This is a genomic window from Halomonas sp. CSM-2, from assembly GCF_002119345.1.
Lineage (GTDB): Bacteria > Pseudomonadota > Gammaproteobacteria > Pseudomonadales > Halomonadaceae > Vreelandella > Vreelandella janggokensis.
Map to the genome: position 1 here is coordinate 66007 of NZ_NBYR01000017.1, position 22590 is coordinate 88596.

The 22590-nt window shown below is 57.9% G+C and carries 16 protein-coding genes and 1 pseudogene; 7 read left to right on the forward strand and 10 right to left on the reverse strand.

The genetic code is table 11. The features are described 5' to 3' along the window. Positions 1-44: 44 nt before the first annotated feature. The 3 genes from codA to B7L15_RS15090 all read right to left on the reverse strand — a co-directional run bounded on the left by codA (position 45) and on the right by B7L15_RS15090 (position 3287). A complete protein-coding gene (gene codA, locus B7L15_RS15080; protein ID WP_085919761.1) occupies positions 45-1313 on the reverse strand; it encodes a cytosine deaminase in 1269 nt (422 codons plus the stop codon). A 17-nt stretch (positions 1314-1330) separates the two neighbouring features. Further along, positions 1331-2596: a cytosine permease gene (codB, locus tag B7L15_RS15085; RefSeq protein ID WP_085919762.1), complete on the reverse strand. Its 1266-nt coding sequence runs from the start codon at positions 2594-2596 to the stop codon at positions 1331-1333. 67 nt (positions 2597-2663) lie between these two features. Beyond that, positions 2664-3287: a TetR family transcriptional regulator gene (locus tag B7L15_RS15090; RefSeq protein WP_085919763.1), complete on the reverse strand. Its 624-nt coding sequence runs from the start codon at positions 3285-3287 to the stop codon at positions 2664-2666. A gap of 166 nt (positions 3288-3453) precedes the next feature. Between B7L15_RS15090 and B7L15_RS15095 the strand changes: the two genes are divergently transcribed. The 3 genes from B7L15_RS15095 to B7L15_RS15105 all read left to right on the forward strand — a co-directional run bounded on the left by B7L15_RS15095 (position 3454) and on the right by B7L15_RS15105 (position 9681). Further along, a complete protein-coding gene (locus tag B7L15_RS15095) occupies positions 3454-4548 on the forward strand; it encodes an efflux RND transporter periplasmic adaptor subunit (RefSeq protein ID WP_085919782.1) in 1095 nt (364 codons plus the stop codon). Between the two features lies 1 nt (position 4549). After that, positions 4550-7597 (forward strand): efflux RND transporter permease subunit, encoded by a 3048-nt coding sequence (locus tag B7L15_RS15100; RefSeq protein ID WP_085919764.1) that lies wholly within the window; start codon positions 4550-4552, stop codon positions 7595-7597. A gap of 404 nt (positions 7598-8001) precedes the next feature. Further along, positions 8002-9681, forward strand: coding sequence for a methyl-accepting chemotaxis protein (locus B7L15_RS15105; RefSeq protein WP_085919765.1), 1680 nt, complete (start codon positions 8002-8004; stop codon positions 9679-9681). A gap of 135 nt (positions 9682-9816) precedes the next feature. On the opposite strand, the gene B7L15_RS19850 is transcribed toward B7L15_RS15105, so the two are convergent. From B7L15_RS19850 to B7L15_RS15120, 4 genes are all read right to left on the reverse strand, one after another. Next, positions 9817-9945: an MFS transporter small subunit gene (locus B7L15_RS19850; RefSeq protein ID WP_254902953.1), complete on the reverse strand. Its 129-nt coding sequence runs from the start codon at positions 9943-9945 to the stop codon at positions 9817-9819. Continuing rightward, a complete protein-coding gene (locus tag B7L15_RS15110) occupies positions 9926-11320 on the reverse strand; it encodes an L-lactate MFS transporter (RefSeq protein ID WP_085919766.1) in 1395 nt (464 codons plus the stop codon). The genes B7L15_RS19850 and B7L15_RS15110 overlap by 20 nt, the downstream gene beginning before the upstream one ends. A gap of 124 nt (positions 11321-11444) precedes the next feature. Further along, a complete protein-coding gene (locus B7L15_RS15115; protein WP_085919767.1) occupies positions 11445-12647 on the reverse strand; it encodes an NAD-dependent formate dehydrogenase in 1203 nt (400 codons plus the stop codon). A 192-nt stretch (positions 12648-12839) separates the two neighbouring features. Next, positions 12840-13760 carry a LysR family transcriptional regulator gene (locus tag B7L15_RS15120; protein WP_085919768.1) on the reverse strand — a complete coding sequence of 307 codons (921 nt, stop codon included), beginning with the start codon at positions 13758-13760 and terminating at the stop codon, positions 12840-12842. A 441-nt stretch (positions 13761-14201) separates the two neighbouring features. Between B7L15_RS15120 and B7L15_RS15125 the strand changes: the two genes are divergently transcribed. Continuing rightward, positions 14202-15101, forward strand: a complete 900-nt coding sequence (locus tag B7L15_RS15125; protein ID WP_139839385.1) for a LysR substrate-binding domain-containing protein — start codon at positions 14202-14204, stop codon at positions 15099-15101. An 86-nt stretch (positions 15102-15187) separates the two neighbouring features. Here B7L15_RS15125 and B7L15_RS15130 read toward each other — a convergent pair whose 3' ends face one another. Then, positions 15188-15772, reverse strand: coding sequence for an HD domain-containing protein (locus tag B7L15_RS15130; RefSeq protein ID WP_085919770.1), 585 nt, complete (start codon positions 15770-15772; stop codon positions 15188-15190). A 1-nt stretch (position 15773) separates the two neighbouring features. After that, complete coding sequence (locus B7L15_RS15135; RefSeq protein ID WP_176243704.1) at positions 15774-16907, reverse strand: TauD/TfdA family dioxygenase; 1134 nt, start codon at positions 16905-16907, stop codon at positions 15774-15776. A gap of 490 nt (positions 16908-17397) precedes the next feature. On the opposite strand from B7L15_RS15135, the pseudogene B7L15_RS19855 reads away from it, so the two are divergent. The 3 genes and pseudogenes from B7L15_RS19855 to B7L15_RS15145 form a co-directional block, all read left to right on the forward strand. Beyond that, positions 17398-17532 (forward strand): annotated as a pseudogene (locus B7L15_RS19855) (hypothetical protein); the annotation flags it as partial. A gap of 19 nt (positions 17533-17551) precedes the next feature. Beyond that, positions 17552-19042, forward strand: a complete 1491-nt coding sequence (locus B7L15_RS15140) for a SulP family inorganic anion transporter (protein ID WP_085919772.1) — start codon at positions 17552-17554, stop codon at positions 19040-19042. 126 nt (positions 19043-19168) lie between these two features. Then, positions 19169-20818, forward strand: a complete 1650-nt coding sequence (locus B7L15_RS15145; RefSeq protein ID WP_254902954.1) for a BCCT family transporter — start codon at positions 19169-19171, stop codon at positions 20816-20818. Between the two features lie 137 nt (positions 20819-20955). On the opposite strand, the gene betC is transcribed toward B7L15_RS15145, so the two are convergent. Next, on the reverse strand, positions 20956-22470 hold the full coding sequence (betC, locus tag B7L15_RS15150) for a choline-sulfatase (RefSeq protein WP_085919773.1): 1515 nt from the start codon (positions 22468-22470) through the stop codon (positions 20956-20958). Between the last annotated feature and the right edge of the window lie 120 nt (positions 22471-22590).

Sequence of the window (22590 nt, forward strand, 5' to 3'; positions counted from 1 at the left end):
TCCCTGTGTTGGCTGAATGGTTAACCTAACGCGCTTGGGTTGTGTTAGCCAAGCCACGGTGGCGTGGTGATTCTGGCCGGCTCGCGCTGCATAATGACCTCGCCGTGGCGTACCGAGAGCAGCACATCCCCCTGGGTGCGCAATACGCTGTAATCGTCCTCGCCGTCCAGCAGGTTGAAGCTGGCGGGTTTGCCCACTTCAATGCCGTAGCGTGATTCGATATCGAGGGTGCGCGCACTGTTGTCGGTGATCAGCGAAAGAGCCTGGCTGAAATCCTGATAGCCCATCATGTGGCAGATATGCAGGCCAAAATCCAGCGTGCGCAACAGTTTGCCGTTCCCCAACGAGTACCAGGGGTCGACGATGGAATCTTCGGCAAAGCACACGTTGATGCCTGCCTCGTTGAGCTCTTTCACCCGGGTCACGCCGCGTCGCTTCGGGTAGCTGTCGAAACGCCCTTGCAAGTGAATGCTTTCGGTGGGGCAGGAGACAAAGTTGATGCCCGAGCGCTTGAGCAGCAGGAACAGCTTGGAGCAATAGGCGTTGTTATAGGAATGCATCGCCGTGGTATGGCTGGCGGTGACACGGCTGCCCAGGTCGTGAGTCAGCGCTTCATGGGCCAGCACTTCGAGAAACCGCGAGTTGGGGTCGTCGATTTCGTCGCAGTGGACATCCACCAGACGGTCGTACTTGATCGCCAGTTCGATCACCCGCTGCATGGAGGCCACCCCCAGTTCGCGGGTGTATTCGAAGTGGGGAATGCCGCCGACCACATCGGCGCCGATCTCCAGCGCCTCTTCCAGCAGTTTCTCGCCCTCTGGGTAGGAGAGCAGGCCATCCTGCGGGAAAGCGACCACCTGAATATCAATCTTGTCTTTCAGTTCGTCGCGTAGGGCGCACAGCGTTTTGATGCCAATCAGGCTGGGGTCGCTGGTATCGGCGTGGGTGCGTACAAACTGAACGCCGTTGCCGATCAGCAGGTTCAGCGTTTTAAGTGCCCGCTCGCGAATATCGGCTTCGGTGAGCATCGGCTTACGCTCGCCCCAGCGCTCGATGCCTTCAAACAGGGTGCCACTCTGGTTCCAGCTTGGCTCGCCCGCCGTCAGCGCCGCATCCAGATGAATATGCGGCTCGATAAACGGCGCACAAAGCAGTTTACCGCCTGCATCAATCTGTTCTTCGCGAATTTGGTCGTCGCTTGTGGTTAGTGGTGCGTCCTGGGCCGTAATCGCTGTGAATATACCGTTCTCGATCTCAATACGGTAAAGCTCGGGGCGTTGGCGTAGCCGGGCGTTGATAATCTGTATGCTCATATAAAAAAATGGCTCACTTATTGTTTGGCAACAGAGGGAAGGCTATCACCCAGCGTAGCGTGATTGATGCGCAACAGCACAGCATAGCTTCCTGCTGCGACCACGACGCCCACTAGCGGCGGCAGTAACGGAGAAAAGTAGGCGGCGCCAGCGCCTAGCGCATAGGCGGCTAAGCCACGGCGGTTAAAATCGGGTAGCTGAGCGCGTTCAAGCGCTGGATAGCGACCTTTATGCTTGAGCCAGAAGTCCGCCATGATCACGCCGCCCATGGGCGGAATAAAGGTGCCCAAAAGCACCAGGAAGGGGATCAGCAGGTTGTACATGCCGCCGACCGCCAGCACGGTCCCTATCGCCGCACCGCCTACCGTGACCAGGCGGCGTTTTTCGGTGCGTAGCAAATTGCAGCCCGCGACGGCAAAGTTGTAAATGGTGTTGTCCTGGGTGGTCCAGATATTCAGAAACAGCATCAGCACGGCGATGGTGACAAAGCCCTGGGCGATCAATACATCAACAATATCTGCTTGCTGGTAGATCATGGTGCCAAGTGCCCCGGTCAGTACCATTAAGCCGTTACCGATAAAAAAAGCCGCCATGGTAGAGATGACGGCAATTTTGGGTGTCTTGGCGAAGCGGCTCCAGTTGGTCGCCTGGGTGCCGCCGCTGATAAAGGTGCCAATGATGACGGTAATCGCCGCGGCCACGCTCATGCTCTCCGTGGGTGTTTGCTGGCTTAACCCGGCAAAGCCGCGCGCATCCACCAGTCCGGTGAAAAGGCTGATCAGGATAAACAGCATCATGGCGGGCACGGCAAAGCGTGAAAGCCAGTCCATCCCCTTGTAGCCGATCATGGCGGTGACGCAGAAACCAAAGCCAAACAGCACCATTAAGGGGATTTCCAGCCATTCGGGCATCCCGGTGGTGCGTACCAATACCAGAGCGATCGTTGCCGTGCCCCAGGCGTACCAGCCAATCTGGGTAAAGCCGAGGATGAAATCAGACAGCTTGCTGCCTTTTTCGCCGAAGCAGAAGCGCCCCATCAGCACTGAATTAAGCCCGCTTTTACAAGCGATATAGGCAAGTGTAGCGGCGTAGGCACCCAGTAAAAGATTACCCACCAGAATGATCCACAGCAGTTGGCCGATCGAGAAGGCCTGACCCAGGGTGCCCCCTGCCCACATGGTGGCGGTAAAGAAGGTAAAGCCGAGCAGTACCGCTGAAGTGGAGAGCAGGCCCTTGCGGGCGCTTAGGGGGACTTCGCTGAGGGGGTAATCTGAATGATGCATGGCAAGCTCCAGGAGAAAGAACATTCATCCAGTGTAGGAAGCAAACCGTATGCCAAGGTGGTTAAATTTAGTGTGATTTCTCCAACAGGAGTCCGCGCATCAATGTTTCGACGATGCTGCCACGGTCGGCATCCAATGAATACTGATGGGTGTCTTGCAGCCAATCAAAGCAGGTGCCAATCAAGAACCCGTGAAACTGTCGACGAGCGCTTGCGGGCGTCAAGTCTGCACGCAACTGGCCCTGCTGCTGGACCTGTTCGAACAGTTGCTCGACCCTGGCTTCTGCATGCTCGGAAAGCCGTGTAATCATGCTGATACGCGGGTGGTCGTCTTCAAGTTTTTCGCAGCGGTGCAGCACGATGGTGGCAGCCCGTTGCAGCGGCAAATCGTGGCAGATACCCGCCAGCGAGCGTTGAGCGATGTCGCGCAAACACTCTACCGGTGTCGTGCCAAGCTGTTGCACGGCGTGGTCAACGATTTCATCCAGCGGAATGCGCACCCGCTCGAGTAACGCATCAAAAAGTGCGGCCTTATCCTCAAAGTGCCAATAAATCGCCCCACGGGTAACGCCCGCTGCCTGGGCAATATGCGCGAGTGTGGTGCGAGAAACCCCCTGGGCGAGAAAAGTGGTTTCTGCCGCGTCCAGGATAGTTTCCCGGGTGCGTTCCGCGTCGGCCTTGCGGCGGTTCATGGCGGCTCCTGATCCAATACGTGACATTATTCTGGCATTGATCGCTGGCAAAGTCGCCAGCGAGTGATTAGTATACACTTCACTGACATTCATGAATGTCAGTGAAGTGTATACCACTGTCTGTTCATTGGGAATGCGGCGTTTGATCGTCATCAAGGAGCTTATCGTGCCCGTTACTTTTCTTCGCTTGCTGCCGGTTATGATGGTCTTGCTCGTGCTGGTGGGTTGTGATCAGCCTGAGGCGCAGTCAAACGAGGCGCCCAGGCCAGTGAAATTGGTAACGCTGGAAGCGGCGAATGCCACGGCGCTTAGGCAGTTTCCGGCACGCGTTGAAGCCACCACGCGCAGCAACCTCTCGTTTCGCATGGCAGGCGAACTGATTGAGCTCAACGTAAGTCCCGGTCAAAAGGTGTCGGAAGGCGAGGTCATTGCGCGTATTGATAACCGTAATGCGCAAAGCGAGCTGGATAGCGCCCGCTCACGCCTGGAGCTTGCCAAGGCAAACCTGGAACGCATGCGTTATACCCTGGAGCGTGGCGCGGTTAGCCAGTCTCGGTTTGATGAGGCAGAGAGCGAGTGGCGGGCGGCCCGCGCCACCTTTGAACAGGCTGAAGAGCAGGTCGAGCATACCCAGTTGCGTGCGCCCTACGATGGTGTGATTGCCCAGGTGCCGGTGGATAACCGGCAGATTGTCCAGGTGCAGGAAACAGTCGCCGTCATCCAGCAGCCGGGGCAACTGGACGTGGTCTTTCACCTGCCCGAGCAGATTGTCCAGCGCATGCCGCGCCGCAACGGCATGCCCTTTGGTGATGCGTTAGCCTATGAAGTGAGCTTTGGTAACAGCGATAACCTTTACCTTGCCCAGCTAGCTTCCTATACCACTCAAGCCAGCGCGCAGAGTCTGGCGTATGAAGTCACGCTGACGCTGCCCCAGCCGGATGACATCACGCTACTGGATGGCATGAGTGCCACCGTGCGCCTGGATTTGAGCGATCTGTCGTCTGAACCTTCGGCGCCACTATGGTACTTGCCTGCCGAAGCCGTGAGTTATGCAGGCGATAATCCTGATCAGGCCCAGGTATGGCGCTTTATCAAACCACAAAGCGTTGAGGCAGTGCCTGTCGATGTTGGCCGCCTGACCTCCAAAGGACTTGAGGTCAGCGGCGATTTGTCCGCGGGTGACCGGATTGTGGCCGCCGGTGCACATCGCTTGCACGCGGACATCCAGGTGACCCCGTGGGAAAAAGAGCGGGGGCTATAACATGGTTGATTATTTTTTACGCCACCGGGCCGCCAGCTATTTGATGACCGTAGTACTGCTCGCCGGCGGCGCGCTTGCGTTTTTAGGTATGGGGCAGCTCGAGTTCCCCGAGTTCACCATCCGCAATGCGTTGATCACCACCCAATATCCCGGCGCGACCCCTGAAGAAGTAGAGCAGGAAGTCACTTCGACGCTGGAAGAGTCGATCCAGGGGATGTCGTCGATCAAGCGTATCAGCTCGGTAAGTTCCGACGGCCTCTCGCAGATTACCGTCGAGCTTGAAAGCACGGTACAGAACGAAGAGCTGGAGCAACTTTGGGATTCGCTGCGTCGTAACGTTCAGGACGCCCAGGCAGCGTTACCGCCGGGAGCCAGCCAGTCCCGAGTGAACGACGATTTTGGCGATGTATTTGGCTTTATGGTCAACCTGACCGGCGAAGGCTATAGCATGCCCGACCTTGCTGACCATGCCGATTTTCTCAAGCGTGAGTTGGCGCTGGTCGACGGGGTTGAAAAGGTATCGCTCGGCGGCGAGCACGAAGAGCGCATTTTTATCGAGGTCGACCGTGAGAAACTACGCGCGCTCAATATTCCGTTAACCCGCCTGCAACAGTTGCTCGACACGCAGAATGCGGTCGCCGACTCGGGGCATCTCGAACAGGATGGACGCCGCTTCCGTATTACCCCCACTGGCAGCGCGGCAAATATCGATGACCTGCGCGCGCTTATCGTCAGCGAGGGCGATGGCGAACTGGTACGGCTCAGCGATATCGCTGACATATCGCGCGAACTGGCGGAGCAGCCCCAGCAGCTTTACCGCGATATGGGTCGGCCGGCGATGTCGCTGGGCGTCTCCTTTGAAAGCGGTGTAAACGTGGTCGAGGTGGGAGAGCGACTGCAGCAGCGTCTGGATGAACTTCAGGCCCGCACGCCACTGGGAATGGAGCTCAACGTGGTTTACGACCAGCCCCAGGTGGTCGATGAAGCCGTATCGGGCTTTTTGGTCAGCCTGATCCAGGCGGTGGCCATCGTCATCGTGGTGCTGATGCTGTTTATGGGATGGCGCAGCGGCCTGCTGATGGGGTTCATCCTGCTGATCACCATTATCGGCACCTTCATGCTGATGCGCTTCCATGGGTTGCAACTGGAAAAGATATCGCTGGGCGCGCTGATCATCGCCCTGGGTATGCTGGTGGATAATGCCATCGTGGTCACCGAGGGCATGCTGGTGGGGTTGAAACGCGGCCATACCATCCGTGATTCGGCCCATCAGGTGATCCGCCAGAACGCCTGGCCGTTGCTGGCCGCCACGCTCATCGCCATTGCCGCCTTTGCCCCGATTGGCCTGTCGCCGGATACCACCGGCGAGTTCATCGGCTCGCTGTTTTTCGTTCTGCTCTACTCGCTGCTGCTCAGCTGGATTACCGCACTGACGCTGACCCCTTTTTACTTCAAGCTGTTCTTTCGCAATGTGGCGCCCGGCGATGGCCAGGAGGACCCCTATAAAGGCATTGTGTATCGCGTTTTCAGCCGGGTGATTATCACCGGCATTCGGTTTCGCTGGGTCACGCTGGTGTTGGTGGTGGCGATACTGGCCGGGGCGGTGGTCGGCTTTGGTTCGGTGAAAAACGCCTTCTTTCCGGCGTCCAATACGCCAATCTTCTTTGTCGATTACCGCACGCCGGAAGGCACGGATATCCTCGAAACCCAGCGGCGCGTCAGCGAGCTGGAAGACAGCGTGATGGCGATGGACGGCATTCGCCATCTGACCACCACCGTGGGCGGCGGTGCACAGCGTTTTACGCTCACCTACTCGCCGGAAGACCGATACTCGAGCTACGCGCAGCTGATTGTCGAAACCGACGATAAAGCCACCCAGCGTGAACGGATGGCCGATGTTGAGGAAGTGCTGAAGCGCCACCATGGTGATATCGACTATAAAATCGCCCCGCTGGAAGTCGGCCCCGCGCCAAAAGCCAAGCTGGAGGCGCGCTTTTACGGCAGCGACCCGGAAGTGTTGCGTCAGCTGGGTGATCAGGTTGAGGCCATGTTCCGCGATACGCCGCATATGACCAGTGTGCGGACCAGCTGGGGTAATCGCATTCAGGCCATCGAACCGGTATTTATGGAAGACACCGCGCGCAGACTGGGCGTGACCCGCGAAGACCTGGCCGCCACGCTCGCATTGAGCACCAGCGGCAGCCAGGTGGGTATTTATCGCGACGGTAGTGACCTGATCCCCATGGTGGCGCGGGCGATCCCCAGCCAGCGCCACGACGTGGACAACCTCGGCTCGCTCAATGTGTGGAGCGAAGAGCAGGGGCGTTATATCACCGCCGACCAGGTGATCAGCGATATCAGGACCCAGGTGGCGGACCCGCTGATCAAGCGTCGCAACCGCGAACGCATGCTGGCGGTATATGGCGAGCCGGACCCGTTAAGCGGCGTGACCGCCGCCAGCGTACTGGCCGAGGTTCGTCCCGAGGTGGAAGACCTGGAGCTGCCGCCAGGCTACCGACTGGAGTGGGGCGGCGAGTATGAAACCGCAGGCGAAGCCCAAAGCGGGCTGTTCTCCTCGCTACCGCTGGGGCTGGTGATGATGTTTATTATCACCGTGGTGCTGTTCAACAACTTCCGCCAGCCGCTGGCCATCTGGTCGCTGGTGCCGCTGACGATTATCGGCGTGGTGGGCGCGTTGCTGCTGACCGGCTTGCCGTTCTCGTTCATGGCGCTGCTCGGCACGCTGAGCTTGATCGGCATGGTGATCAAGAACGCCATCGTGCTGGTGGAGGAAATCAACGTACAGCTACCGTTACACCAGGACCGCTACCATGCAGTGGTACGCGCCGCCATCAGCCGTGTCAGGCCTGTCGCCATGGCCGCGCTGACCACCATGCTGGGCATGATCCCGCTGATCAGCGACGCCTTCTTTGCCAGTATGGCGGTCGCGCTGATCGGCGGCCTGGGCGTCGCCACCTTGCTGACCCTGGTGGTGTTGCCGGTGGTCTACTGTGTACTGTACCGCATCAAGATCCATGCGGATTCATAACCCCTGGACACCTGTTTCATCACACCGCCTTGGCTAACCCAACCGAGGTGGTGTGATTTACCTGCCAAGCCTCAATACCTCTGATCACGCCTGCTGGATATCCGTAAGCGTTTTATCGTTGCAATTCTTCGTGTCGTTTCATAGTAAAAGAGAAAAGTCGATAACTTAGATTAATTAGTATTTTATTGATTAGTTGCTTTAAAACCTTCTTTGTTATTATATGAAGAGCTAGCATGATAATTAAAATTATTTTTTGTCTTAATATAAAGTAGGTGTTTTTCGGGCCGATAAAAATAATCCACACCTAAGCTAACTGATGTTCCATAACTTAAAACTGCTGGTATGTCTCCAGCTAAGATATATGGCATCTATAGCTAATATATGCCTTGGAGAAATACCGCACCATGAACCGTTTACTAAACAACGTTTCCGTCAAAATAGGGTTAACCCTCGTTCTCGCCATTTTTACAATATTAATTATCATTATCGCTTTACTTGGCCATCGGGCAGGCGAGGAAGGTAGCACGTCGATCAATGAAGTCGAGAGCGAGGCGGATCAAACGGTGGCTATTAAGCAAAGCCAACTATCAGTTGCCAACGCGCAGCTTTCCTATGTGAATAGTTATGTTTCAGCCTATGAAGGTGAAGCGCGCGCGGCCCGTAATTATCTGGATAGTGCAAGGGAGATGAAGCAAGAGGCACTGGCGTATTTTTCAGAATTTGAATCTTACGGAGTAGATTCAGAACTTGCTGAAACAGTGAGTTCTAATTTTTATAGTTTGGTAGAAGAGGGGCTGACGCCGCTGGAAGCCTCGCTGGAAGAAGGCGATGACGCTGAGTTTCGGAGGGTAAGGGAAGTGTCCAGCGATCTTAACCAGCAGTTTGTCGAGTCAGCTACCGTATATAATGATCATTTGGCTGAGAGCCGCAATCAAATGGTTGAAAATTTCGAACGTGACATGCAGTTGATTGGCTATATCGACATCGCCGTGTTGATATTGGCAGCCTTGATAGTGCTGTTCGTGCGCATCGCCATGGTGAGGGCAATTGTGAACCCCCTCAATGAGGCGGTAGGGCACTTCGAGCGCATTGCCCAAAATGATCTTTCCGGAAAAGTTGATTCACGCGGCCGCAATGAAATTGGCAAGCTGTTTAGTGCCATGCAGCATATGCAGAGCAACTTGGTTAAAACAGTCACCGAGGTGCGCAATAGCAGCGGTTCGATTCATATTGGCGCGCGGGAAATTGCCAGCGGCAACGCCGATTTGTCCTCGCGTACCGAGCAGCAGGCGGCATCGCTGCAAGAGACCGCAGCAAGTATGGAACAGCTAACGACAACGGTGAAACAGAACGCCGATAACGCTCGTCATGCGACCCAGTTAGCGCAAGATGCGTCCACCACGGCAAGCAGTGGCGGCGAGGTGGTAGAGCGAGTCATTACCACCATGCACGGCATCTCGGACAGCTCCAAGAAAGTCACGGATATTATCAGTGTTATCGACTCTATTGCCTTCCAGACCAATATTCTGGCGCTTAATGCGTCGGTGGAGGCAGCACGCGCGGGTGAGCAGGGTCGCGGCTTTGCAGTCGTGGCAAGCGAAGTACGTAACCTGGCCAGCCGCAGTGCTGACGCTGCCAAAGAGATCAAGGCATTGATCGAGGCGTCATCAACCCAGGTGAAAGAAGGTTCGGTATTAGTCGAAAACGCCGGGGAAACCATGCGCGAGGTGGTGTCGTCGGTGCGCCGCGTGACCGATATCATGGATGAAATATCGGCCGCTTCTCAGGAGCAGAGTTCAGGTATTGAGCAGGTGAACCAGGCGGTTAGCCAGATGGACGAAGTCACCCAGCAGAACGCCGCGCTGGTTCAAGAAGCTTCATCGGCGGCAAGCTCGTTGGAAGATCAGGCGGCCAAGCTGGAAAGTGTCGTTTCGGCCTTTCGTCTGGCGGAAGGGGAAAGCCGCACTCAGCATGCCCCGCTCGCCGCGCCCCAAACGCAACCGGCACTCAGGCAGCCCGCCGCAGGGGGTAGTCAGCAGACAAAGGCCGGGGAAGCCGCCGATCAAGACTGGGAAGAGTTTTAAGGTCAAGCGCCTGTGACGACTCATTGTTAGAGGCAGGAACGCCGCCCTCCAGGGGCGGCGTTTTTGTAGTGCGCCCATCCTCACAAAGGTGCGAGGCGACTCTTCCTTTATGGACGGGGCAGGTTGTGGGCAGCGCTAGAAGAACAGTGGCGCTGCCTTGCCGAGCGTCTGCGCCAATCCCCAGCCCAGCGGAATCAGCACGAGCACCCAGACTAGGCCTAGTTGCCAGGTGGGGGGCGTATCCTCATGTGTTGTCTGTTGCATGGTCAAAACTCCTATCTTGTCCTTCGTCTGTCCGGTCTGCCAGGTGGTGTCTGCTATGCACGGCACGAATCTTCAAGTTGCAGATCAGGCCTATCAACAGCAGCGCCACCATGATGTACATGGTCATGGTGTAGGCCTGGGCCTTTGCCACGCCCGCTTCAATCTGCATCTCTCGGAGATAGTTGACCAATACCGGCCCCATCACCCCTGCTGCGGACCAGGCCGTCAACAGTCGTCCGTGAATCGCCCCGACGTGCATGGTGCCAAACAAATCCTTGAGATATGCCGGAACGGTGGCAAAACCACCGCCATACATGCTGATGATGATGCAGTAGCACAGCACATACAGGAAGACGTTGCCCAGCGAGGCGACAGGCGGAACCGCCGCATAGAGCCCCATGCCGAGTACGAAGAAGATCGTGTACGTATGTTTGCGTCCCAGATAGTCGGACATGGACGCCCAGAAAAATCGGCCTGCCATGTTGAACACGCTTAGCAGCCCCACAAAACCGGCTGCCGCAGCAGCTTCGATCTTTCCGGGCATCATTTCCTGTGACATCGCCGATGCTTGCCCCAGCACCCCGATACCCGCGCTGACGTTCAGGAAAAGCACCAGCCACACAAGATAGAACTGGGGTGTCTTCAACGACTGGTCAACATCGACGTTCGCCGTCGTGATCAATTTGCTGGAGGTTTCAGCGGGCGTGTAGCCTTCTGGTTGCCATCCCTCGGGAGGTAGCCGCACGATCAGGGCACCTAGGCACATGAAGCAGAAATAGATGATCCCCATGGTAAGGAAGGTGGCCCCAACCCCGGCTGATTGTGCACTGGCGAAATGATCCATGAGGTCGGTTGCCAGTGGCGCCCCGATCATGGCACCTCCCCCGAATCCCATGATCGCCATACCTGTGGCCATGCCCGGGCGATCGGGAAACCATTTGATCAAGGTCGAGACGGGCGAGATATAGCCTATCCCGATACCGATGCCGCCAATCACGCCGTAGCCGAGGTAGATGAGCCATAGCCAGTGAGCCCAGACGCCAATGGCGGATATCATCAAGCCACCACCGAAGCAGAAGGCGGCCAGGAACATGGCTTTGCGGGGACCGACGCGCTCAAGCCAGCGGCCGGTCAGGGCGGCGGCGAGGCCCAGGAAGACGATCGCCAGACTGAAGATCCACCCCAGTTCGGTGAGTTTCCAGTCGGCGGGTGTCTGCTCGTTGACACCAAGCAGGCGTGTCATGGGGAGGTTGAAGACGCTGAACGCATACACCTGCCCAATACAGAGGTGAATACATAAGGCGGCAGGGGGCACCATCCAGCGGTTGAAGCCGGGACGGGCGATGATTCGTTCCTTGCTGAGTAGCGGTGTCATTGTTGTTCTCTCCGGCAGGGTCAGAGATCCGACGAACCGACCCAACGGCTTGAGTCCGTTTAAGGTGACTCAAGGTAATCCCGCTGGGTGGTTGTGTTGATAAGACGACTCGACGGTGCGGCGTTCAAGTTGCCCCAAACTTAGTGGCTTCGTCGGCGCCGCCCGTGGTGTTACCCGTGCTGTAGGCATGGGCGCCGGCGCCGGCCAGTCCGCCCTGATCGACGATCAGATACTCGTCGCGGATGGGTCGATCTTCCAGCCAGCATTCGAGAATTTCCCGCGTCCCTGCGGCATAGCGTGCCTGTGCGGATAAGGTGGTGCCGGAGGTGTGGGGCGTCATGCCATGATGAGGCATGGTGCGCCATGGGTGATCCTTGGGCGCTGGCTGAGGAAACCAGACGTCACCGGCATAGCCGGCAAGCTGTCCGGACTCAAGCGCACGCACGATGGCCTCCCGGTCGCAAATCTTGCCGCGCGCCGTGTTGATGAGATAGGCGCCCCGCTTCATCTTGCCGAGCAGGGTGTCATTGAACATGTGCTCGGTTTCCGGATGCAGCGGGCAATGAATACTCACCACGTCACACACCTGAACCAGCGATTCCACGTCCGGGTGGTAGGTGAGGTTGAGCTCCTCTTCGATTTCTGTCGGCAGCCGGTGGCGGTCTGTGTAGTGCAGGTGCACATCGAAAGGCGCCAGTCGCCGTAATACTGCCAAGCCAATGCGTCCTGCCGCCACAACGCCACAATGCATGGCTTCCAGGTCATAAGCGCGCTGTGAGCAGTCGGCGATATGCCACCCCTGGTCGAGGACCCACTGGTAGGAAGGCAAGTAGTTGCGAACCAAGGCCAGGATCTGCATCACGGCATGTTCCGAGACGCTGATGCTGTTGGAATACGTCACTTCGGCGACCGTGAGCCCGTTCTCGGCGGCGGCTTCCAGATCGACGTGGTCGGAACCGATACCGGCGGTGATCGCCAGTTTGAGGTTAGGTGCCTTGGCGATGCGGTCTGCCGTCAGGTAGGCGGGCCAGAAGGGCTGGGAAATCACCACATCGCTGTCCGGTAGTTCACGCTCAAAGGTCGAGTCCGGGCCATCCTTGTCCGATGTCACGACCAGCGTGTGGCCTTGACTTTCCAGGAACTGCCGTAGTCCCAGCTCACCGGAAACGCTGCCCAACAACTCTCCGGGGCGAAACCCGATGTCCTTGGGGGTGGGCAGTCGCTGGCCGTCGGGATAATGCTCCATTTGGGGGAGATCGTCACGTGGGTAGGACTGCGGATAGCCGTCTACGGGATCGTCGTAAAGCACGCATAGAATCTTGGCCATGATGGATTGCCTCCCGGTCGTCGGGCGACCGTTGCTGAATGGGTTATTGCCAGTCGCTCTGGTTGTGTCGATGGTGAACAGCAGGGGCGAGGGCTGGCTCTTTTCACTCTTGTAGAGCGCGCGGGTTCCAGCAAAGTGAACGTTTCGATGAGGTGATCGACAACATTTATCAAAGGAGGCGGTGGGTGGTTGTCATGTCGTCAAGGTGGGCGGTTGTATCTCGTGTTGCCAGTCCCGTTCGCCAGCCAGGCTGAACAAGGCATGGGTCACGGGGGGGAGTGGATCCCGTGCGGAGGCGATCAGCCCGATCAGCGGATCCGTTATCAGGGTGGGTAACGGAACGATGCTCAATGGGCTACCGCCAGTAAGCAGGGAGAGGCTGGTGCCTGGCAGGATGCTGTACCAACCGCCATAGCGAACATGCGATAGCAAGGTGGTAAGGGAGTCGGTTTCCATGCGGTGCGCCGGTTTGACGCCCACTTCGTCGAAACGCGCATCGAGGATGCGACGATTCTGCATGTCCTGGGTGAGCAGGCACAGTCGATAGCTCGCGGCGGCCTGCCAGTCGATGCTGTCGGTATGGGTCAGCTTGACGGCGGGTGGGCCGACAAGAAAGTAGCGTTCCCGGTAGAGAGGATAGCGACGAACGCGGTTTAACGGCTCGTTATCGAGGTAGGTGATGCCCGCATCGAAGCCGAAATCATCGATGCCCTGCTGGATGGCATCGGAGGTGCAGGACTGAATGGACAGGCTAGCGTGCGGATAGTGCTCGACGAATTGCGTGGATAGGCAGCGGACAATGGGTAGCGCCGTCGGAATGACGCCCAGACGAAGCTGGCCTTCGAGCTGGGTACGCGAGTCGTGGAGGCTTTGTACTAGGCTATCGTAGTCAGCCAGCATGCGCCGCGCCCAGGCGAGCACCTGCTCGCCTTCGGCGGTGAGTTGTTGATAGCGCTGGCCTCGTTCCACGATCAAGACACCAAAGGTATCTTCCAACTGCTTGATGCCGGCGGACAAGGTGGGTTGAGTCACATGACAGACGTTGGCGGCTCGTGCAAAGTGTCTTTCCCTGGCGAGCGCGTCCAGATAGGTCAGATAACGCATTTGTAACATGATCAACCTCGCAGTAAGGGCGATGTCATTCCACCAAAGCCCCTGATCGATTGTAATGCTTATCGTCTTCGAATGTAGCGACGAGCTTTGGCCAAACGCGGGTGAACGGGGATGAGTGATGAGTGGATCGCAGATAGGGCTCCAGACAGGTTCGGAGAGCACGATTTAAGTATCATAAGAAGAGTCGCTGGTGCCATCAATAGCAGATGATAATCGTTACTGATACGGGTGGGCATATCTGGCCTTTTGTCCGCACGCAAAACGCCACCGCCCTCACTCTGTGGGGGCGGTGGCGTTTTATAGGGCGTTGATCAAGAGGAAGTCGTCGGACTAAAAGTCGAGGCCATGCGCCTACTGTCTGCTAAAGTGCCTTCCTCAGACTCCATTGATACGCTAAATGCTGGGCTGATGACGGAAGCTTAAAACACGGAGGCCTCACTGGTGTGCTACCCACCCCCTTCAATGAAGTCGCTAATTGCCTTCGAGGCCACGGCGCGGCTGGGTTCGATGACGGCAGCCGCCGACGAGGAGCGCGCGACCCAGCCGACGATCTCGCAGCGTATTCGCGCGTTAGAAGAGACGCTTGGATTGCCCCTGTTTGATCGTCAAGGCGGCCGCCTGGTGCTTACCCCTCTGGGAGAAAGTTTCTATCGGGAGATGGCCCCCAACCTCAAGGCGATTCGTGAAGCCTGCGAAAGAGTCATCCACCAGGGAGCACGGCCCGCGCCCTGTGTTTCAATCGCGGCGGGTGCGGGGTTTACCCACCTGTGTTTGTTACCATTGCTGCCAGCGCTCAAACAGGCGTTCCCGACGTTAACCTTCAAGCTGGTGACGGTTGATCGTGCTGACGACCCTGAACTGCAAGCGGCAGATATAGCGATCCGTTTTGGCCCTTATATACCCCAGGAAGAGGCGGTGTTGCTGGCCAAAGAAGCGGTGTTCCCCGTATGCAGCCCTGACTACGCGCATTCGCAGGGTTTGACGGGAACGCTGACGACAGCGCAGCTTTCCCGTCTGGCGCTATTGCACCAGGATATCAAAGATCCCCGCTGGCTCGATTGGGCACAGTGGTGTCAGCATGCGGGGATGGGCCTGACGACGCCAAGAGACGAGGTCTTTGCCTACCATAATTATGCCCTGTTGCTGAATGCGGCTCTCGCACACCAGGGCGTGGCACTGGGTTGGTCACCTCTCGTCAAGGAGTATCTGGCAAGCGGTCAACTGGTGGCGCTCTCCCCGTGTGTGACCCGTGATGATTATGGCTACTGGCTCAGCGTCAAGCATCATCGCAGTGCCGTCATTGCGCCGGTCAGCGATTGGCTCATCAAAGCCATCGGTTAGCCGGTCTGCCCGACCGGCTATTGCGTTCTCCCGTCTGCTCAGGAGAAAGGGTGAATGCCACGCCACGCCAGTGGCGAGCGTCATCATTACGCCAACGGATGCTCTTCCCCAATAACGGCGGGATCGAAGGGTGTGCGTGAAAACACGCTGCGCAACATGGGTTCGAAGTGCTCAAGCGGAGGCGTGGGGTAGTCAGGGTCGAAGGCCGCCTGATCATAGCGCTCGCAGAAGTCCACGCAGCTCTGGTACCAGGGATGATCCCGGTAGCGGTCACGCTCGTTGGGATCTTCGCCGAAGTGATGGGCGTAGTAGACTTTCTGGAAGAGGCCATGGTGGTGCACGATCCAGGTGACCTCGGCGCGGACGTAGGGGCGGATGATCGACGCGGCCAACTGCGAGTGATTATAGGGCGCGAGTTCGTCGCCAAGATCGTGTAGCAGGGCGCCAATGATCATATCCTTATCGGCGCCGTCTGCCTCGGCACGGGCGGCTGTCTGGAGCGAATGCTCCAGGCGTGTTACCTGATAGCCGCTCAAACCGAGCTCGAGATGACGCAATGCCTGCAGGATGCGGTCGACCAAGCCTTGGTTGAACTCGTCTTCAAGCTGTTCGAGGAAGACGTATTCCTCGCGAGTGCCGTCTTTCATTTGCCGAAACTGAACCTGTTCCATGTTAAGCCACCTTTCCCATTAAACCTTGCTGTTTCATCAGGCTTGCGAAGCGTTCGCGCGGACCATCGGTGTCGAGATAGCACCCCTGTACATGGCGATGGCCCTCGTCGGGGTTGTAATTCGTTCGCCCGTGCAGAACTCGGCTGTTGTCGAACATCATCAAATCGCCAGCGGCGAGGGGAAAACGCACTTCGTAGGCGGGATCCGTCAACAGTTCACCGAGGCGTTGACGCGCCCGATGAAAGAGCCGTGTCTGGGCATCGGAGAGGAGCGGCAGGGCATCCAGGCGAGGACTGTAGTGAACGCCGGTGGGATGGCCGTCGTCGTTGGTCTGGATCATGGTGCGATGGGTGACCAGCTCAGTACCGGCATCAATGAAGCGAAAGCGCACCGGGGTACGCTTGAGCAGCGCGTAACCCTCGGGGTTTTCCGCGCGCAATTGCTCGAGCACCTTCAGGCTGTCGGCGAGCGTAGACAGCCCCCCCGTGGTTTCGTTAACCAGGCAGTGCAGCAGTTGAATACCCGGCACCGGGCTGCGGTAGGGATTATCGGTATGCGGCCCCAGTGCGACGCTACGATAAGCCAGGTCGTTGCCGGTCGGGCGGGAGTAGACCTCGAAATAACGGCCAAAATTGGTTTCCTTGACGTAGCCGAAGTGGCTGCCGACCTGGAGGATTTGCTCCGGGTCTGTCGGCACGCCTTGAAGGATGATGTAGCCGTACCGCAAGTAGGCGTCCAGTGACGCCTGGAAGTAGGCTGGATCGTCTAGCGTTCGGGGCCAGTCAAAACGAAGCCGGTCTTGATTGAGGCTCGCGTCCCAAGGCTCGGCGAAAGGGAAGTGGCTGGTTTCGTCCAGCTCATCGGCGAGTACGCGAAGATCATAGGTCTCCTTGTGGCCATCGCTAAACGCCAAAACAACGTGATGCTCGTCGACCAGGACTGCACTCTCGAGTGTCAGCGCCGAATCGATGGCATGGGAGTCGAATAGGCGTTGCTGTGTCATTGACTCTAACTGATCAGGCGCGCGTGTTCGCTCACGTAGCCACAGTGGGCTGATTTCCTGAGAGTGATCTCCTTCGTCAATGACAATGGAGGGGGGCTGTTCATGGACGATAAGTGCATGGCGGTTGGGCATGGCGGTCCTCCTCGATGGGTTGCGATTAGCTCGTTTGCTATGACGGGGAACATAGCGATTGAGCAACCAAGCGAGTAGCGCCTTTCTCTTATGCCATTCCATGCATTTTTTTTATACCCGCCCGGGATAATTCGATAGGTCTTGAAGAACGGAGTGGTGAAGGGACCCGGAGGCCAATGTGTGCTTGGGCTCAGGTGCCGAATAAATCGTTGGTCTGTTGGCGACAAGCACGTCATCGTACAGAGACTTACGTCGACCCGATGAACTGTTTCAACGCTGGCAATCCGCGCCAGTGAGGTTTCCCCATGACAGCACCCCCAATAGGGATAAGCCAGTCTCCTGGCGTGCCTTTCAAGACAACTGACGTTTCCCTACGTCACCGTTGTCTCGCCGAGAGGCAGGGCGGCTCGCATGAAGTCCATGACCCCAGTGAACGGAAATCTCTTGTGCGACGTGCGCGTGCCGCGAAACGTCTCCCGGAGATACCAAAATGACGTCGCCACCCCGTAGGAACCGGTCAACAGTCGGCTGGCACGGTTTGCCGTTTCTACAATGGCTGCCACAGCAAACGACGCGTTCACTGCGCATCGATGCCATCGCGGGATTGACCGGCGCGGTACTGGTGCTCCCCCAAGGCGTTGCCTATGCACTACTGGCCGGTCTTCCCCCCGGAGTACGGCCTTTATGCGGCCATTGTGCCGGTCATACTGGCGGCGCTGTTCGGTTCGTCCCGACAGATGGTCAGCGGGCCGGTGGCTGCCCTGTCGATCGCGCTCTTTTCCACCCTGCAGCCTTTTGCCGACGCAGGCTCCAGCGAGTTCATTACGCTGGCGATGACACTGACGTTCCTGGCGGGTCTCTTTCAGTTGCTGTTAGGCCTGGCGCGCTTGGGCGCGCTGGTCGAGTTGGTGTCGCATTCCGTCATCACCGGATTTACGGCAGGGGCCGCGCTGATCATTGCCGCTAGCCAGTTACCCCATGCGCTGGGGCTGACGCAAATCGAAAGCGGCAACTTTCTTGCTATCTGGCCTCAGTTGATTGCTCGCTTCGAGGCGATAGAGCCCACGGCACTTTTCATCACGGTGTTTACCGTTGTCATCTGCTTGGTATTTCAGCGCTGGCTGCCACGCTGGCCGGGGATGATCGTGGCGATTGTGGCGGCCACGCTACTGGCCGCCTGGCTGGATCCAAGCCGTGAGATCGTCCAGCGCGTCACGTCTGTCCAGGCCGGGCTGCCTCCGCTATCAACCCCCGACCTTTCCCTGGAAAACCTGCGTTTGCTGACGCCAGGCGCCATCGCGTTGGGCCTGCTTGGGCTGGTGCAGTCGATTGCCATCGCCCGGGCCATCGCATCGCGAACGGGTCAACGGCTCGACAATAATCAGGAGTTCATCGGCCAGGGGCTATCTAACCTGGGCGGGGCTTTCTTCTCCGGTTTTATCTCTTCAGGATCACTGACGCGTTCTGGGCTCAACGCCAGCGCAGGCGCCTGTTCACCCCTGGCCGCCCTGTTCTCGGCGCTGTTTCTGGTGCCTATTCTGCTGGTGGCCTCTCCATTACTGAAATACATGCCGATGCCGGCCATTGCGGGGCAACTGCTATTGATCGCCTTCAAGCTGGTCGACTGGAAAAGTATCCGCGAGTCACTGACGCTAAGCCGCTCGGAAGCCACGGTATTGCTGATTACCTTTTTAAGCACGCTGATCGTGGCGCTGGACTTCGCGATCTACCTGGGCGTGCTGGCCTCGTTGATACTCTATTTGCGCCGCACCACTCGGCCACCGGTGGTGGAGAGCGACCTGTCCCAGGCGCCGTTGACGATTCAGCAAGTCGTGGAAGCGCAGTACTGCGATGTTGTCAGGATCGACGGCTCCCTGTTTTTCGGTGCTTGCGACTCCATAGCCCGCAGGCTGGAGCGTTGCGAACAGCCCGATCTTGTCATCCTGGCGGCGGGCATCAATTTCATCGACCTCAACGGCATTCATCTTCTACAGCGCCAGGCGCGCCTTTGCCATGCCCGGGGCGGCAAGCTGCACCTGGCCTGGATCAAGCCCAGTGTCGTCGCCCGCCTACAACGCGTGGGGCTGGTCGGCGACGCGCAACCGAGCGGGCCATTTGTGGCCATTACCTTGTGAGAGACGTGGTCGGGTTTTTCTGATGACAACGTTTCGAGCAATACGTCATTTCACTTCGCAAGGCGGTCTTTAATGACCATAAGAGAGTAGCGACAACTCGATCACTACAATAAGGAGATAGACCCTATGGGCTTCTTAAATAAACGGGCATCGTCGACGTACGACGATAGCGACATGCAGACGGATTATGTTGTCGGGCAGGACAACATCAAGGGCAGTGTGGGGCCCATCGGCTTTGACATTCACAACCGTGTCTTTGTCCTATCCGCCCTCGCCTCGTTGATTTTCATCGTGCTGACCCTGATGTTTCCGGCGCAGGCAGGAGAGCTTTTCCAATCCATCGTCAGCTTCTCGACGCGCACGCTGGACTGGTACTTCATGATCCTGGTGGATTTCTTCGTTCTCTTCTGCCTGGCGCTGATCGTGCTTCCCCATGGCAAGGTGAGACTGGGTGGGCCGGATGCCCGGCCGGGACACAGTTACCTGTCTTGGTTCGCACTGTTGTTTACCGCGGGTATCGGGATCGCCTTGCTGTTCTTCAGCGTGCTGGAACCGGTTTATCATGCGAATGTGTCGTCGCCCTTAGGCACCCCTTCACCCTTCGGCGCCGACGGTGCGCTGAATCTGGCCGCGGTTGACGAAGCCTCGGCCATGGGGTTGGCGGGGACCTTTCTACACTGGGGGCTGCACGGCTGGGCCGTCTACGCGGTGATGGCGCTCGCCCTGGCACTCTTCAGCTATAACAAGGAACTGCCGTTTTCTATTCGCTCGATCTTCTTTCCCATCCTGGGGGATCGCGTATGGGGCTGGTGGGGGCACGGGATCGATATCCTGGCGGTGTTTTCCACCTTGTTCGGCTTGGCCACGGCACTGGGCTTGGGCGCCCAGCAGGCCAACGCGGGACTGAATTTCGTCTTCGGCATGGCCATCAATACCACGACCCAGGTCATTATCATTGCCCTGGTCACCGCGGTGGCGCTGGTGTCGGTATGGCGCGGCCTCGAGGGGGGCGTCAAGCGACTCTCGGAGATCAATATGGGGGCATCCGTGTTGTTCTTCCTCTTCGTGCTGTTCGCCGGCCCGACCCTGATGGCGATCAGCGGCATGTGGACAGGAATCAGCCATTATGTGACGGAATTCATTCCGCTATCGGCACCCTTTGGTCGTGACGATGACGCCTATCGCCAAGCCTGGTCGGTCTTTTACTGGGCTTGGTGGGTCAGCTGGGCGCCTTTTGTCGGCATGTTCGTCGCGCGGGTGTCCAAAGGACGTACTGTGCGTGAATTCTTGCTGTGTGTGCTGATCGTGCCGAGTCTTTTTATCTTTATCTGGATGGGGGTATTCGGCAGCATCGCGCTGGATCAGCTCTATACCAATCCCGCCGCCAGTCTGGTCAAGGAGTACGTGATCGATAGCTACCGTCCCGAATTGGCCCTGTTCGGCATGCTCAATGAGCTACCACTGACGGGCTTGATGTCGACCCTTGGGATCATCCTGGCGCTGACCTTCTTCGTGACGTCATCGGATTCCGGCTCTCTGGTGATCGATACCATCACCGCTGGCGGCAAGATCGAAGCACCGCGGCCTCAACGCATGTTCTGGGCGACGGTGGAGGGGCTGATTGCCATTGTATTGTTGATCGGTGGCGGATTATCGGCGCTTCAGGCGGGTGTCACGGCGACGGCCATCCCCTTTTCCATCTTGATGCTGCTGATGTGCTACGCGATCATCCGCGCCCTGAACGGCGAGCTGCGCCGTATGCGCCACGCAAGTTGACGTGATGTTCCCTTTGCCGGACAAGACGTCCGGTAGAGGGGCTTTTACCATCCTCACAAGAAAAAACGCCCGTACCTAAGGTACGGGCGTTTATGTTGCTTGCCGAGTCGGCTCAGGCGAGGTGATTCGCCATGGCCTTATTCGCCACGGGGATAACGCTGGGCTTCTTCGACTTCGTTGAGATCCATGTGGTTACGCATGTAACGCTCGGAAGCGTCCTGAAGCGGCTGATAGTCCCACGGATAGTAGTGGCCATTGCGCAGGGCCTCGTAGACGATCAGGCGCTGCGCCTGGGAGGCGCGCACGTCGGTATCGAAGGCTTTCATGTCCCAGCGCTCGTGCACCTTGGCCTGATAGTCGGCGACTACCTCGGCGTAGTCGGGATGCGCCGCCAGGTTGTGCTGCTCCAGTGGGTCGGCCTCCAGGTCGAAAAGCTGCGGCGGGTCGATCTCGCAATAGTTGAACTTCCATTTGCCCTCGCGGATGGTCACGATGGGCGAATAGCTGGCCTCGGCGGCGTATTCCATGTATACCGGCGCGTCGCGCTTCTCGCCTCGGGTCAAGGGAAGCAGCGACTGGCCGTCGGTGTAGGGGGCGATCGAGGTGAGATCGATGCCGACCAGGTCGGCGATGGTGGTATTGATATCGATGATCGATACCGGATCTTCGACATTGCGCGGTTCGATCCCTGGGGCAGACAGCATCAGCGGTACCCGCGAAGAGCCTTCATAGGGACTCATCTTGAACCACAGGCCCTTCTCGCCCAGCATATCGCCGTGGTCGGCGCAGACCACGATAATCGTGTTGTCGAGCATGCGGGTGCGTTCGAGCACGTCGAGAACGCCGCCGATCTTGTCGTCGATATAGGAGATGTTGGCGAAATAGCCCTGGCGAGCGTTGCGCACGTCCTGGGGCTGGATATTGAACTTGGTATAGTCGTTGGCTTCGAAAATCCGCTGGGAGTGCGGATCCAGCTCATCGAAGGGTACGGGCCCTTGCTGTGGCTCTAGATACTCGCAGTCGTTATATAAATCCCAGTATTGGCGACGCGCCACATAGGGGTCGTGCGGGTGGGTAAAGCTGACGCACAGCGCCCAGGGACGCTCGTCGTGACCACGCGACAGGTCGTACAGCTTCTGCTCGGCGTGGAACGCGACTTCGTCGTCGTATTCCATCTGATTGGAAATTTCGGCAACGCCAGCGCCTGTCACCGACCCCAGGTTGTGGTACCACCAGTCGATACGCTCACCTGGCCTGGTGTAGTCAGGTGTCCAGCCGAAATCAGCCGGGTAGACATCGGTGGTCAGGCGTTTCTCGAAGCCATGGAGCTGGTCCGGGCCGACGAAGTGCATCTTGCCTGACAAGCAGGTGGAATAACCGGCGCGGCGCAAATGGTGAGCCCAGGTCGGCACGCTCGAGGGGAATTCCGCCGCGTTGTCATATACCCCGGTGCGGCTTGGTAGCTGGCTCGACATGAAGGCGGCCCGCCCCGGTGCACACAGATAACTTGGCGTATAGGCATTGTTGAAGTTGACCGAGCGCTTGGCCAGTTTCTTGAGGTTGGGCGCATGCAAAAAGTCGGCGGGGCCATCCTTAAAGAGTGTGCCGTTGAGCTGGTCGGCCATTAGCACCAATACATTAGGCTTTGTCATATGGGAATCTCCCTGGCGAGTATGGTTGGCGTTCGAAGCTGCGTATAAGCGCAACTTCTATCCCCGTACAATGACGTGCCCGGAGCAGGTAAACCAACGATTTATTCGCCCCCTGAGCCC

Coding starts and splice junctions, on each gene's coding strand:
- B7L15_RS15120 (WP_085919768.1), bottom strand. CDS start 13,760: ATGTTACAAATGCGTTATCTGACCTATCTGGACGCGCTCGCCAGGGAA.
- B7L15_RS15135 (WP_176243704.1), bottom strand. CDS start 16,907: ATGCCCAACCGCCATGCACTTATCGTCCATGAACAGCCCCCCTCCATT.
- B7L15_RS15140 (WP_085919772.1), top strand. CDS start 17,552: ATGCACTACTGGCCGGTCTTCCCCCCGGAGTACGGCCTTTATGCGGCC.
- betC (WP_085919773.1), bottom strand. CDS start 22,470: ATGACAAAGCCTAATGTATTGGTGCTAATGGCCGACCAGCTCAACGGC.
- B7L15_RS15090 (WP_085919763.1), bottom strand. CDS start 3,287: ATGAACCGCCGCAAGGCCGACGCGGAACGCACCCGGGAAACTATCCTG.
- B7L15_RS15115 (WP_085919767.1), bottom strand. CDS start 12,647: ATGGCCAAGATTCTATGCGTGCTTTACGACGATCCCGTAGACGGCTAT.
- B7L15_RS19850 (WP_254902953.1), bottom strand. CDS start 9,945: ATGCAACAGACAACACATGAGGATACGCCCCCCACCTGGCAACTAGGC.
- B7L15_RS15100 (WP_085919764.1), top strand. CDS start 4,550: ATGGTTGATTATTTTTTACGCCACCGGGCCGCCAGCTATTTGATGACC.
- B7L15_RS15105 (WP_085919765.1), top strand. CDS start 8,002: ATGAACCGTTTACTAAACAACGTTTCCGTCAAAATAGGGTTAACCCTC.
- codA (WP_085919761.1), bottom strand. CDS start 1,313: ATGAGCATACAGATTATCAACGCCCGGCTACGCCAACGCCCCGAGCTT.
- B7L15_RS15110 (WP_085919766.1), bottom strand. CDS start 11,320: ATGACACCGCTACTCAGCAAGGAACGAATCATCGCCCGTCCCGGCTTC.
- B7L15_RS15145 (WP_254902954.1), top strand. CDS start 19,169: ATGGGCTTCTTAAATAAACGGGCATCGTCGACGTACGACGATAGCGAC.
- B7L15_RS15130 (WP_085919770.1), bottom strand. CDS start 15,772: ATGGAACAGGTTCAGTTTCGGCAAATGAAAGACGGCACTCGCGAGGAA.
- codB (WP_085919762.1), bottom strand. CDS start 2,596: ATGCATCATTCAGATTACCCCCTCAGCGAAGTCCCCCTAAGCGCCCGC.